Origin of the sequence: Okeania sp. SIO2F5 (genome assembly GCF_010692685.1) — a bacterium.
GTDB lineage: Bacteria > Cyanobacteriota > Cyanobacteriia > Cyanobacteriales > Microcoleaceae > Okeania > Okeania hirsuta.
Genome location: NZ_JAAHGU010000005.1, coordinates 1 through 13889, shown reverse-complemented (window position 1 = coordinate 13889; position 13889 = coordinate 1). Strand labels below are relative to the sequence as shown.

General features: G+C 36.5%; 10 protein-coding genes. 6 read left to right on the top strand and 4 right to left on the bottom strand.

Annotation, left to right across the window (positions count from 1 at the left end; genetic code table 11):
- The first annotated feature begins 94 nt into the window (after positions 1-94).
- The 3 genes from F6K27_RS02735 (at position 95) to F6K27_RS02725 (ending at position 5533) form a co-directional block, all read left to right on the top strand.
- A complete protein-coding gene (locus tag F6K27_RS02735; protein WP_287274192.1) occupies positions 95-3490 on the top strand; it encodes an efflux RND transporter permease subunit in 3396 nt (1131 codons plus the stop codon).
- A 412-nt stretch (positions 3491-3902) separates the two neighbouring features.
- The gene (gap, locus tag F6K27_RS02730) at positions 3903-4934 is read left to right on the top strand and encodes a type I glyceraldehyde-3-phosphate dehydrogenase (RefSeq protein WP_287274193.1); all 1032 of its coding nucleotides are present in this window, start codon (positions 3903-3905) and stop codon (positions 4932-4934) included.
- Positions 4935-5164: 230 nt separating this feature from the next.
- Entirely contained in the window at positions 5165-5533 is a 369-nt protein-coding gene (locus tag F6K27_RS02725; protein WP_287274197.1) for a DUF1823 family protein, read from the top strand.
- A gap of 1104 nt (positions 5534-6637) precedes the next feature.
- Here F6K27_RS02725 and F6K27_RS02720 read toward each other — a convergent pair.
- A complete protein-coding gene (locus F6K27_RS02720) occupies positions 6638-8797 on the bottom strand; it encodes a protein phosphatase 2C domain-containing protein (protein WP_287279767.1) in 2160 nt (719 codons plus the stop codon).
- 380 nt (positions 8798-9177) lie between these two features.
- Here F6K27_RS02720 and F6K27_RS02715 point away from each other — a divergent pair, with 380 nt between their 5' ends.
- Positions 9178-9318 carry a hypothetical protein gene (locus F6K27_RS02715; protein ID WP_287279765.1) on the top strand — a complete coding sequence of 47 codons (141 nt, stop codon included), beginning with the start codon at positions 9178-9180 and terminating at the stop codon, positions 9316-9318.
- A gap of 146 nt (positions 9319-9464) precedes the next feature.
- On the opposite strand, the gene F6K27_RS02710 is transcribed toward F6K27_RS02715, so the two are convergent.
- From F6K27_RS02710 to F6K27_RS02700, 3 genes are all read right to left on the bottom strand, one after another.
- Positions 9465-9812, bottom strand: a complete 348-nt coding sequence (locus F6K27_RS02710) for an NAD(P)H-quinone oxidoreductase subunit M (RefSeq protein ID WP_124142856.1) — start codon at positions 9810-9812, stop codon at positions 9465-9467.
- 263 nt (positions 9813-10075) lie between these two features.
- On the bottom strand, positions 10076-10273 hold the full coding sequence (locus F6K27_RS02705) for a hypothetical protein (RefSeq protein ID WP_287279762.1): 198 nt from the start codon (positions 10271-10273) through the stop codon (positions 10076-10078).
- Positions 10264-12141 carry a hypothetical protein gene (locus F6K27_RS02700; RefSeq protein ID WP_287279760.1) on the bottom strand — a complete coding sequence of 626 codons (1878 nt, stop codon included), beginning with the start codon at positions 12139-12141 and terminating at the stop codon, positions 10264-10266. Before F6K27_RS02700 ends, F6K27_RS02705 begins: the two co-directional genes overlap by 10 nt.
- A gap of 503 nt (positions 12142-12644) precedes the next feature.
- Here F6K27_RS02700 and F6K27_RS02695 point away from each other — a divergent pair.
- Together F6K27_RS02695 and F6K27_RS02690 are read left to right on the top strand one after the other, a co-directional pair.
- Positions 12645-12827 carry a hypothetical protein gene (locus F6K27_RS02695; RefSeq protein ID WP_287245172.1) on the top strand — a complete coding sequence of 61 codons (183 nt, stop codon included), beginning with the start codon at positions 12645-12647 and terminating at the stop codon, positions 12825-12827.
- Between the two features lie 306 nt (positions 12828-13133).
- Complete coding sequence (locus F6K27_RS02690; protein WP_287245174.1) at positions 13134-13661, top strand: phosphoribosyltransferase; 528 nt, start codon at positions 13134-13136, stop codon at positions 13659-13661.
- Positions 13662-13889 lie beyond the last annotated feature (228 nt).

The window sequence follows — 13889 nt, the reverse complement described above, 5'->3', positions numbered from 1 at the left end:
AATAGCTAAAATCTTATATTATAGGTTTTTTATTCCCCCTGTTGCCTGTTGCCTGCGCGCAGCGCTATAACTGATAACTGATAACTGATTCATTATGCTTTTAAGTATTGCTGATACCTTTATCAAACGGCCTGTCTTAACGACAGTCTGTACAATCATAATTATATTAGCGGGGGCAATTTCAATTCCATTGTTGCCCATTGCCCAATTACCACAACTAGCTAATACCGAAATTCAAGTATCATCAACCTATATTGGAGCTGATGCTCAAACCACAGAAAATACCGTAACCACAATTTTAGAAAGAGAAATTAACGGTGTTGAAGACATGAAATATATGTATTCCAACACCAGTAATAGCGGTCAGACGAGCATTAATATTGTATTCCCTAATGATGTAGACCGAGACACCGCTCAGGTTAATGTTCAAAACCGAGTTTCTCAAGCAGAAGCTTCTTTACCAGATTTAGTCAGACAAACAGGTATTACTGTAGAAGCTGCATCTCCTAATATTCTCTTAGTGATTGCCACTTACTCAGAAAAAGATGAAAATGGCAACTTTTACTACAGTCCTGACTTTATGAGTAACTATATTGATCTCAACGTCTTAGATCAAATTAAGCGTATTCCTGGAGTTGGTCAGGCGACAATTTTAGGAGAACGGAAATATGCCATGCGCATTTGGCTTAACCCCCAGAAAATGGCAGTTCGTGAATTAACAGCTCAGGATGTAGTTAATGCTTTGCAAGAACAAAATATTCAGGTGGGAGCAGGTAAAATTGGTCAAAACCCGGCACCACCAGATTTAGTTTATGAAATTCCTTTGCAAGCTATTGGTAGGTTAAAAAATGCCCAAGAATTTGAGGATTTAGTGCTGAAAGTAGATGAAAATGGTACTTTGGTTAAGGTTAGAGATATAGGTAGAGCTGAACTTGGAGCGGAAAATTACGATCTAGTTACCACATATAATGGAGATCCGACTACGGGTTTAGCAATCTATCAACTTCCTGGCAGTAATGCTCTAGAAACAGCAAATCAAATCAAAGCTACAATGCTGGAGCTTAGTCAGAATTTCCCCCCCGGATTACAATATAGCGTTGCTTATGATACAACCTTATTCGTGGAAGTATCATTGCAAGAGGTAGTTATTACTCTACTCCAAGCTGTAGGATTAGTGGTTTTGATTATCTTTATTTTTTTACAAGATTGGCGAGCTACCTTGATTCCAGCGATCGCTATTCCTGTAGCTTTAATTGGGGCAATGGCTGGTTTGAAAATTTTGAATTTTGAAATTAATACTCTGACTTTGTTTGCTTGTACTTTAGCATCAGGTCTGGTGGTGGATGATGCGATCGTAATTGTGGAAGCAGTCTCAAGTAAAATTGAACAAGGAATGAAGGCAAGGCAAGCAGCATTGGATGCCATGGAAGAACTCACTGGAGCAACGATCGCCACTTCCTTAGTATTAATGGCTGTATTTATTCCGGTTTCATTCTTCCCAGGAACAACAGGAGTAATTTACAAACAATTTGCTTTGACTATTGCTTTTGCCGTTGCCTGCTCAACTTTTAATGCTCTGACCTTCTCTCCTAGTATATCTGGTTTGTTACTACGTCCAAAACAAGAAGCTACCGGACTCTTGGGTTGGATATTTGATACCTTTAACCGAAGTTTTGGTTGGTTACAAGATAAGTACGGTAAATTAGTCAGCTTTCTCACTCGCATTAATATCATTGTCATGGGGATTTTTATTGCGGGTCTAGTGGCAACTGTTTGGATGTACGGTTTAGTTCCTGGTGGATTTGTTCCCGAAGAAGACCAAGGTTATTTTATCGTCATTTATCAAGCTCCTGACGGAGTTTCCCTCAATTATAATACTGATGCAGCAGCCAAAATTCAAAAAGAAATTGCGGAGATTGACGAAATCAAATCTTCTTTTGGTGTTGCTGGATTTGGTTTTGATGGTCTCAACCCTAGTCAAGGGGTATTTTTCGTCCTACTTAAACCTTGGGAGGAACGAACTTTACCAGAGCAGTCTGTTTATGGCATCACCAGAAGATTAAATGGAGCGTTGCAAGGAATAAAAGAAGTGAACGCTTTTGCTGTGAATGCTCCACCAGTACCAGGACTAGGTAGTACAGGAGGTTTTGAATTTCAATTGCAAGACCGTACTGGAAGTTTGCCTATTCAAGCATTACTCGAAAATGGTAATCGATTAATTGGGGCAACTAATTCCCCAGAATATCCTAGTTTACAAGCTGTTTATAGTCAGTTTAGCGCTAATAAGCCTCAGAAGCAAATTGAAGTTTTACGCGATCGCGCTAAGGCATTAAATGTGAATGTTAATGATATATTTTCCACCTTACAAATTTATTTCGGTTCGTCTTATGTGAATGATTTTGTTTTAGGGCAACGCCAGTATCGGGTTTATGTTCAAGCGGAGCCAGAGTTTCGTTCTAAACCTGATGATATTAATCAATTGTATGTCCGCTCTGTTGATGGTGAAATGATTCCCCTGGGAAGTTTAGTCAGAATCAGAGATTTTGTCGGGCCGGAGATTATCACCCACTATAACATTTTCCGTTCCATGAAAATTCAAGGTGGACCTGCTCCTGGTTATAGTTCTGGGCAAGCGATCGCTGCCATGGAGCAAGCCTCGGAAGAATTGTTAGACCCTGGTTTTGGTTATGCTTGGCAGGGCAGTGCGTTAGAGGAAAAATCATCTGGTGGTGCAGCACCGATTATTTTTGGCTTGGGTTTTGTGATGGTGTTTTTGGTACTAGCAGCACAATACGAAAGCTATATCGACCCTTTAATTATTATGCTCTCGGTACCACTGGCGGTATTAGGCGCTCTGGTAGCAATTTGGTTTCGATCAAATATACTTATGGCTGGCTCTGTTTGGCCAGTGGTTACAAATGATGTGTATGCTCAGGTTGCCTTAGTGATGTTAATTGGTTTGGCTTCCAAGAACTCAATTTTGATTGTAGAATTTGCCAACCAGTTAAGGGATAAGGGTGTAAATATTACTAAGGCAGCAATTACAGCAGCAGAGCAACGTTTTCGACCAATTCAGATGACGGCAATCTCCAGTTTGATTGGTTTTATGCCTCTAGTTATTGCTACTGGGGCAGGTTCGAGTAGTCGTTGGTCTCTTGGTACTGCAATATTTGGGGGAATGTTGTTTGGTACTCTTTTGAGTTTGTTGATTACTCCTAATTTATATATTGCTGTTAAAAATTTGGAGGGATGGCTGTTGGAGGGTGAAAAACCTAAGAAGTCAGAGCGACCTGATTTGTCAAATTATGATGATGCTCATTCTCATGGATATGAATCTGTTGATGATGGTATCAAAGATAGCGATCGCGAGCACACTGTCACTGCAAATGGTTCCAATGGTTCATCTGAAAATCAAGCTAATTCTACAGAAAATACTACCTCTGATTCTGATATTGATGAGGTTGTCAGACAGAAGCCACCTCAAAGTTAGATCGAGCTAGTATTATTGCAGAAGGAAAAAGGAAAAATCAGGCGTTTTTTGAATTTTAAGCTTTTGATATGTCAAATACAGTGCTTAAGATTATTTCACTATCCAAGTCTTTGATGATTTATACCATGTCCGATAGCACTGTTATAATTAGCCTCTCTCTAAGAACTCAGTATTATCTGTCAAAAATATTATCAAGTATGAAATTTTGGACTCGACCTGCTGAGTAGCTAAGTGGATCTATTTAATCTAGGGCATAAGCTTCCCGTAAAACCTAAGTCATTTGACAGAAAGATTCTTAAAATATGGAAAAGAATATATTTTAAACAATTATCTTCGTGATAGGTTCTAATCAAATCAAGCATAAGTCAAACTTATAGTGACTTTCAGCTATTCATTATAAAGGAGTGTATCCATGGCCTTAAAAGTAGCTATCAATGGATTTGGCCGTATTGGACGTCTAGTTTTCCGTGCTGGACTTAACCATCCCGACTTAATCGAGTTTGTTGGGATTAACGATTTAGTACCACCACCAAACCTAGCCTATTTATTAAAATATGATTCAACTCATGGACGTTTCCAAGGAGATGTGTCAGCTTCAGATGATGGTATGACAATTAACGGAAAATTGATTCCATGTGTATCAGTTAGAAATCCTGCTGAACTACCCTGGAAAGAAAAAGGTGCAGATTATGTAGTTGAGTCTACAGGATTATTTACCACTTTTGACGGTGCTTCAAATCATTTGGCAGCAGGCGCAAAGCGAGTCATTATTTCAGCTCCAACAAAAGATCCAGATAGGGTAAAAACCTTGTTGATGGGTGTTAATCACGATCAATTCGAGCCTACCGAAGATACTATTGTTTCTAATGCTAGTTGTACTACTAATTGTTTAGCCCCTATTGCCAAAGTTATTGATGATAATTTTGGTTTGGCAGAAGGTCTAATGACAACTGTTCACGCTATGACTGCTACTCAACCAACTGTAGACGGTCCGAGTAAAAAAGATTTTCGGGGTGGACGTGGTGCAGCTCAAAATATTATTCCCGCTTCTACTGGTGCAGCAAAAGCAGTAACTCTGGTTTTACCACAATTAAAAGGCAAGCTGACTGGTATGGCATTCCGGGTTCCGACTCCAGATGTTTCTGTAGTTGATTTAACTTTCAAGAGCGAGAAGTCAACTAGCTACAAAGAAATTTGTGCAGCGATGAAAGCTGCTGCCGAAGGACCGATGAAGGGTATTCTTGGATATACTGAAGACCCTGTAGTTTCGACTGATTTTACCAGCGACTCTCACTCTAGTATTTTTGATGCAGGTGCTGGAATTGAACTTAACTCCAATTTCTTTAAGGTTGTTTCTTGGTATGATAATGAATGGGGTTATTCTTGTCGAGTAGTAGATTTAATGTTATCAATGGCACAAAAAGAAGGTATTTTAAGTAAATAGCTAACTAACAATAATTCAATTATGGGAGAGGCACTCCACGCCTCTACATTTTATTCTTCTTTTGTTTCCCTGATTCATAAGTATAGCAGAAGTTAAGAAGGAAGAAGGAAGAAGGAAAAATATTGCTTTGTCTGAGTTTTAAGCTTTTGATCTGTCTGTGCCCTTTCCTTCTTCCTTCTGCTACATCATAATATAATTATATAAAAATAAGTAAAATGGAGTCAGCTTTTATGTCTGAACTACCACCACTGAATAAAGAAACTATTCAGGCAATTATTGATGAAAAAATTGATGATAATACTGTTAATCAATTAGTTTGGTATTATCTTGGTTATCGCTATGATGCTAATACTGATAAATGGGATGCTTCTAGTGTCGCACCAGAGTGGCGAGATGAATATCTAGAACCTCCTAATTTTATTGAATTTCGCCCGCCCACTGTCAAGTTAACTCGTTCTATTCCTAAAGAAAATAAACAGTTACTGAAGCAAAAGTTGGGTTTTAAAGGTTATAAAATAGGAGAATTTACTCCTGTGCAAGCACGCCGTGCTACTATGGCAAATTGGCTTTTAAGCTACATGGAAATTAGTAGTCGTTGATATTTTTATATCAAATTGTAGTAAATATCTTTATAAATTTTCATACATTGTAAAGACTTTCATTTCAATAGAATGTTTCTACATTTTTTTCACTATAATAATGATTTGATTTGTCAAAAATCTAATAATGGCCAAGAAGTGAGGTTGTTCAACCGAATTTGATATTATAATATTATGTTCGGATAATTAGGGATTGCTGATTAAACCTAAAAGCATTTACAGATAAAGGTTTTAGCCTTTTTAGAACGAAAAAAAAGTGCAACTTTTTAAGCTTGAGCGACCAAAAAGTTAGGATTTTGGGCTAACTACGGCAAAAAAATAAAGGGATAAATATATCCGACTACCTCCTCTAAATCCCCAATTCCTCCTGACTTCCCCTCCTGGGAGGGGTTATATCAAATCCGTTTAATTGGACATAAAAAAAATCTTCAATCGCCATAACTACGTTTATCTTTGTAATTCTTTCTCCTCCTGACTCCTGACTCCTCCTAACTTAACCATTCTATGGCTGTTTAACCGGATTTGATATTAGGGGTGGGTTGACTCCTGACTTCTGATATCATGTCCGTTGGTATCGTTTGTGTAAAAGTTAGCGTGGATATTTACAGGAAATTTAAGTTTTTTTCTTGCTCAATTACCTTCCTGTTTGTTGCCTGTTGCCTGTTGCCTGTTGCCTGTTGCCTGTTGCCTACCTTTTCTATACAATACCGATGCTACCGGACATGATATGACTCCTACCCCTGCCAAAAGACTTTTTCAGCAAACCCTAATTAGTTATAATAATAGTTATAATGGAGTTTTTGTTTGTAGTTGGGCTTTAGCCCTTTACAGAACTTTTGATATTGATGAACCACATTATCACAATCACGCACCCTATAGGGACATTCCATGGAACGTCCTTACTGTAGTCTACCGGAATGAAAACCCTTGTAAATATTGGCCTTAGGGCTAAAGCACAACTATGAACCTAATTATAACTGTTCTACTGTAAGCGTAGCTCCCCAGAAGGGGGCACATAATATTACCTAATTGCCAGATATTTTTTCACATTTTCACAACCAAAATTAGGATTGCTATAGATGTCTATTGATTGATTAAATTGAACTAATCTTCTACACATCCATCTAGTTTTTCTGAATTTTTTTCCAAAATTATGACATCCGAGCTACTCTCTATTTTTGCTTGTTGAATCCAACCTTTATCTTTTGGTTGTAGTAAAAAATTAGAAAATTCTAGGTCAATATTTGAGGGAGTTTCAGTTGCACAAACCTGTAATTCTAACCAATTTTCTTCCGATTGATTCAATTTTCTAGTTACTTGGAGAATACTACCATCACCAACTGTACCTTTAACTGTCTTATTTGTTGTATTATTTAGTAATTCAATTGGTTCATGTAAGCTTTCGCGATCATGACCGCCATGACTAATCAATATAAATGAACCTATATCCAAAGATAAACTAGGAGAAAATATAGAATTTGTTTGTTGACTAGGGTTTTTCGTATTTCCTGCAAAAGTATTATTCTTTGGAGAGCTTACATCCAATGGCTGTGTTATTTTTTTTTGCTCTGTTAATCCTTTTACTAAAGGACTTAAAAAGTATGCCAATATTCCACCTAATACCAGAAGTATCAGAATTCCTGACAAGTAAAACCACCCACTTTTATATTCTGAGTCATATGGAAAATTTTTGGGTTTATTGTCGAAAAATTGATTATCTGATGAATTAAATTCCGAATTTTTTCGTGATTTTTCTACTTTTAAATGCTGAACTTTTACAGGTGGAACAGACAATTCTGTTATCTGACCTTTATCAGTTACTTGATAATACACTAAAGCTACTGTTACATTATCATGCCCATTTATGGTGTTAGCAATTTCTATTAATCTATCTCTCACTGTAGCTAGATTTGTTTTCCCTTCTAGCAATGGTAATATTTCTGTTTGCCAATATTCTTCTACTCGATTTCTATCGCTTAAACCATCAGAACAAATCAAGAAAATACTATCTTCATCTATTGGAAAACGTTGTACAGTTGGATGTAAACTTGTTGAGGCCGTAATACCCAAAGCTTGTACTAGAGCACCTGATGCAATTTGGTTGACGGCATCTTGATATAAAGAGTAGCCTAATCTGACTTGACGAGTCGCAACATCATCATCTAGAGTTACTTGATAACATCGAGTCGGAGTAATCCAATAAGCACGACTATCTCCTACATGAGCTATGTAGAGTTCATGGAGATGGGCGAGTGCCATAACTAGAGTGGTTCCCATCCGTTGACGACCTTGGCGTTGCTCGTTATCGTTACGCTCATAGATAGCATCATTAGCAGCATAAGCAGATTCTTCTAATTTTGTAATTATAGTCAGAGGATCGCCATCCTCAGGTATGTTATGTAATCTTTGGCACAAAACTTTAATTGCTAACTCTGATGCTTCTTCTCCTCCTTCTTGACCACCAATACCATCGCAGACCATAGCTACTGTTTTATAACTCGGTGGATAGCTAATGGCTGTTTTGCTGGGTGGGTAACAAGCATCTTCATTGTTAGAACGATTAGGTCCGGTATCTGTAGCAGTGGCAATGTTAATTTTTCTAGTTTGCGATCGCCCCAATAATTCCAGAGCTTGATCTAGTTGTACTATAACCTGATCGGCATTGTAGACTTCACCTGCAATCATTTGGTGAAACAGTTGTTTCAAGAATTTTTCTACTGCTGGATGAGCATTGCTTGCCCATTTCTGCCAGAATCTACCTAAGTGCTGCAATGTCAAAGATTTTTGATCTGCCTGTAGCTCTAATAAGCGTACTAATTGTCCTTCTACCCGCAGATTTTCTGAATTTAGCAAACTAGAAGCTACTTTTTGCACATTCAACGGTTGCCAAAGTTGAGCTATTTGCCATAACCAATTTAACTGTCGCATTGCTGTAGCATGTTTCCATGATGTAGCTATTTTTGGCATTAAGCTTCCTGAATTGGAATTAATTGGCCCTGCTTCTAAAAGCCAAATTTTTCGAGTCCCTTTTTTTTCTGTTACTGATATAATTCCAAAAACTTGAGGAATATGAAGTCTATAGGGAAATAATCTTAAATATGGTTCTATTTTTCCCGGAATTTCTTCGGGCATCTGGGGCGTTTTTTCTGGTTGAGTATCCATTAGTATTCGATCGTCTTGAACTTGATAACGATCTACTATTATTTCTCCTGGCCGATAGGTTTTTATCCCTTCACCTATAACCCACAGGTAGTGTTTTGGCATAGTGTTTTGCATCAGGGCTCCTCGCAGCTTTCGGCCATTTCTTTGATCGGTTAGATTTATCTTTAATTATTTATGCTAGTTGAATTAGGTCTTTGTTCTTGATTTTTCAGCATAATTTCAATATCTATCTAAAAATATCTAATTCCTAAACTGTTTTACTGATAAAACTATAAATATTATCTTGATTGTCAGTTGTACTAAGTTAATTTTATCATATATTGTTTTTAATCATGTGACGTGATTCATGTCTAAATTTTCTGATTCTAATGCTCTTAGTAATTTTACCAATCAAGAAACTAATTACAAACAGCCACTTCCTCAGTATAGATATAGATTAGCTGTTAACTCAACTTAAACATTCTCATGAATTATATTATAAAATGTTTAATATGGAAATTTTTGCTTTAGTCGAAACTCTAGAGCAATTTTTTCCTGATACTTGGAGTCAGTCAATTTATGGCCAATTGTCAGGTATCTATGAAGCAATTTTTACAACATTATCAAAGTATCTAATCCGATAACAGTGATGTTATCAGATTATTATCAGGACTTACGCAAATTGATTTTTAAACCACTATCTGTAGGGGCGAATGGTATTCGCCGTCGCTATATGTATAGTCTCTGCGTAAGTCCCGATTGATTATATTAGAGATTAAATTTTAATATCCTATTGAGCTTCAGGGTCAATGTCTACTCTTGGTAGTCCTAGGCTATAGTTATTGACACGACTACCAAGATTATAGCTAATTTGACCTGATTGTAATAGCGATCGCACAAAATGCTCTAAATCGGAACCTATACGACGTAGGTTGTATTCAGTTAAATCTTCCCCACTACAAGATTCTACCAGATCGTCAAACTTTCTGTAAATCTGCTGCACGGCAGTATCATTCCAGTTAAGTTCGTTATCGGGGTCGATATCGAGGGTTAATACCTGATCATCAGGAACAAGTTCATTGTCTTCTATAACTCCGGCAAAAATACGAATATGTCTAGTTGTTGACTTTAATAGCATGAGTAATTTTCTCTCTATGACTTTTTGTTAAATTCTATCGTAAGTATTGAAGTATCAAATTACTTAACTTTATGGGTTAAAAAATTCTCACGGAAAAATATTCAGATAATTCACGCTAAAACACTATATTAATAGGATTAAAGCTATAGTGCTACGCTATATTTAGTGTTTATAACTAAAAAATTTGTAACAGCATTTCTGAATAGTAATGCTATGTTTGATTACCGTCTCCCCATTTCCCTATCTCCCTATCTCCCCATGAGTTAAAGATAAATAGCAAACTTTTTGAGATTTGGTATAACATCAAGTTCACTAAATTCGGTATAAAAAAATGTTCCATCACAAGCGCCATTGCCAAATCTTTCTCGATATTCCCCTCCTGGGAGGGGGAGGGGCGAGGGGTGGGTCTCCATCTCCCCATCTTCCCATCTCCCCATCTCCACACTCTCCCCTACTCCCATTCTGGACCCATTAACTTACCTCTTAATTGCCATTTACCTAGCTTGGGGTCATCAACTTCTAGCAACCCACTGTACAACCCTTGTTTGGTGTATGGACTCTCTAAAACAGGCCAATTTTTTAAAATTCTTTTTTCCCCATTAACTACTGCGTCCCCAATAGCACCATCTTGCTTATATGTCATAACTATGCGATCGCCAGCTAAACTCAAATAACTTAAACGCCCTTGACTCTCCCATTCCCTATCATCAACCATAGTTTTATCCAAGGCCTGTTTTAAACTTTCAAAATCTCCAATATCAGCTACTCTTGCTACATCAGTAACCCAAGCAGTCTTTTTTCCTTTGGCAACCATTGCTTGGTAATCTTTATATTTCCGAGATAATGGTTGTAAACTTACCTCACCTGCCCAAGGTCGAGCACATAGCCAAATATTTTCAATGCGCCAAATATACCAATTTTTATATTTTCTCGGTTCGCCATAACGCTTTGGCAAAACTAAATGCGACTGTGCTGGCACTCCTGCTTGCAAATCTCGATCGCTGAGAATTAACTGAAATATTACTGCTCCCTGTTGTTGAACATATTGATCGCCGGGACTACGTCCAGTTGCTCGGGGTCCATGATAAGTGCCACCTAAACCTACTACTGCGTTATTAATGCCTTCAGGGTCGCGCACTACTAACTTATAAGTAGTATATTGTGCACTAATTGTACCCTCGACTTGATAACTGCGAGTAGGCTCTAATAAAGTTCCTAAACTATAGTCCTCAGTTATATAGAATTTTTCCCATAAGCGGTTTCCTTGAGAGTAACTATAGTAAATTGGATGACTTGCTCTGAGCTGAAATGGTAATGGCACTTGTTTACGAGCGAGTGCCCTCAGATGTTCTGGAGGACGATATGTGCTTAGAGCTGCTGGCAATGCTAACCTAGCAGTACCATTTCTCATCTTTTCTGCAGCTTCAGTGCCTTCTCCCCACCACATCCATGCTACTGCACCTAACTCAGTATTCCAGGTACTGCGATCGAAACCCCGACTTTCTGCACCTCCAGCAGTCCCCCAACTTAGTCTTAGTGCCATATTAGTTGCATACCAATCTAATAAACCTTTTGCCAGTTTTTTCAATTCTGGGTCGCGAGCAAAATCATATAGATTGAGTAATCCACCAATACTATATCCATAATAAGTGGAAGAATGAAATTCTCCTTGTCCAATAGTTAAAAACTTATTCAGCTCTGCTCGCAACCATGCCTCATTTGTGGCTTCACTTGCAGGGTCTTCTACAGGCCAACCACTTCCATCCATCAACGCTAAACCAGATGCACGTTGCATAAACATATGATTTTCTGTTCCAGTTTTTATCCAGTTGAAAACTTTCGGTCGTTGTAGTTGATTTTTGTAAGATGCTAATACATCAGATGGCATTTTATCTCTAAATAAAAAGAAAATTCGCACATCTAGATAACTACGGAAGTGATAAAGGCTTGGTTTATCTTTATCTAGTTGGAATAAAATTTTCCAGGTTTTTTCTTGATTATAAAGTTCTCCTATTTGTGTATCTTCTAAACTTAATCTGGCTAAAATTACTGGCAGTAGATATTTATGAGGGTCTCCAATTTTTCTTGGTCTCCACCAACTATCTAGTTCTTTTAAGTCTACGGCTGCTAGTTTCTTACGAATTGCCAAACTTCTTGCTTTAAATTTACTTTCTTCTTCTACAGTATTTGGCTGTAACAATGTTGTATTGTTTTTGTTATCTATTTTCTGTATTTTTTTGCTGGTTTTTTGACATCCTAAAATTATGAAATTCAAGGCTATAGTTAATATTATTACTATAGGAGTATAATTTTTTTGCTGATTTTTCATATACTTTTAAACTCTTACTTAAAGTATTTTTTTACGCCATTTGCTTAATTTATCAATACTTTTGAATGCTATATAATACTTAATATTTATACAGTGGCAATAGTAACAATTAATATTAATTATTGATTAAGTATAACATTCAAATTATTGGTTGTATGATCTAATTATTCCCTTAATTATGCTGAACAAGTATCTTTTTTCAAAAAAATCTGGCAACCATTGATTAATATTATTATTCTTAATATCTTATACTATTTTTTTATAACCATGGATTGAAGAATTTTGTTGAAGATTTTTTTCTATGACCTTATTCTGCTAATAATTATTCTCTTTTATAGAGTGTAACTTCATAGAAAAATGGCATAAATTACAGAATTATGCTTTAACTATGGTGACATAAGTCACGAATTTTCTAGATAAATATAACTTAGAGTAAATTTTTTATCACAGTTATTAATTGTTAAATTGGGGATACTATAAACAGTATATTATGATGAACTACTATGAACTATCAAACCCTTTTACCAGAAGTAATTATTGCAGATTTAGTATTCCAAGTCTATGGATTTGGTATTTTGACTAAAGAACACAGAAAACAGCTCAGAAATTTATTTTTATACCATAATTGGAGTGAAGAAGATACAACAGCTATTAATCGATTACTTTATGGGGTTCGGCGTGGATAGCTGAGGATAGCAGATTGATATTTTTGCTATTCAGCTTAGCTAATAATCATAAAATTTATTTTTTTTTAAAATACCCCTTTTCTAAATTATTTGAAAGATATAACATACCTTTACCTTTAAATAACACAAAAATTTCAGCTTGTAGAAAATTGGTATAGCATTTCTTAAAAAGTGTGAGATACAACGGAAGGGCGATGCTTCATTTAATAAAATATAATGATTGTGGCTTGAAATACAAGTGAGAGTTTTAGGTAAAATTAAAACTATCCTATTTTTAGGTTATCACTATTATTTTAAAGTTCAAAAATGAGCAATCTTTACATCTCTTGGTTAGACTATCATCAAAAAATTGAGTATCTAGCAGCAAAAATTTATCAATCTCAATGGCAGTTCAATCAAATTGTTTGTTTGGCTAGAGGAGGATTACGAGTAGGAGATATTTTGTCTCGCATTTTCAAAAAACCTTTAGCGATTCTAGCTACTTCCTCTTATGGTGGTATTAAAGGCCAGGAACAGGGTAAGATGATCATAGGAAAAAATTTAACTATGACTACATATCGTTTAGGTAGTCATGTGTTGCTAGCTGATGATCTAGTAGATTCGGGAGTTAGTATAGATAAGTCTATCGCTTGGCTTCAGGATAATTATGGTCAAGAAATTCAGGAACTCAAAACAGCAGTTTTGTGGTACAAGGCTTGCTCTATATTTGAACCTGACTACTATGTTGATTATTTGCCAGATAATCCTTGGGTCCATCAACCGTTTGAAATATATGAACAAATAAGTGCTGCTGATTTAGCTTTTACTTTGACTAGGATGAACATAGATCGGTAGGGAGACAAAATTATTTGTATATTTAGCTCAAGCATATTTTCTATTCCCTGTTACCAAACCGGGCATTCCCTAGCTCCACTAAATTGTTAAATTAATTTGTGATATCATGTCCGGTAGCATCGTTTGTGTATAATTGAAGAGGAGAAAAATAATTCCCAGGAGCGATCGCCATTATGCCAAGACGCTTAAGTATCCAAGAACACCTAAGTATAGATGAACTAGAAAGAA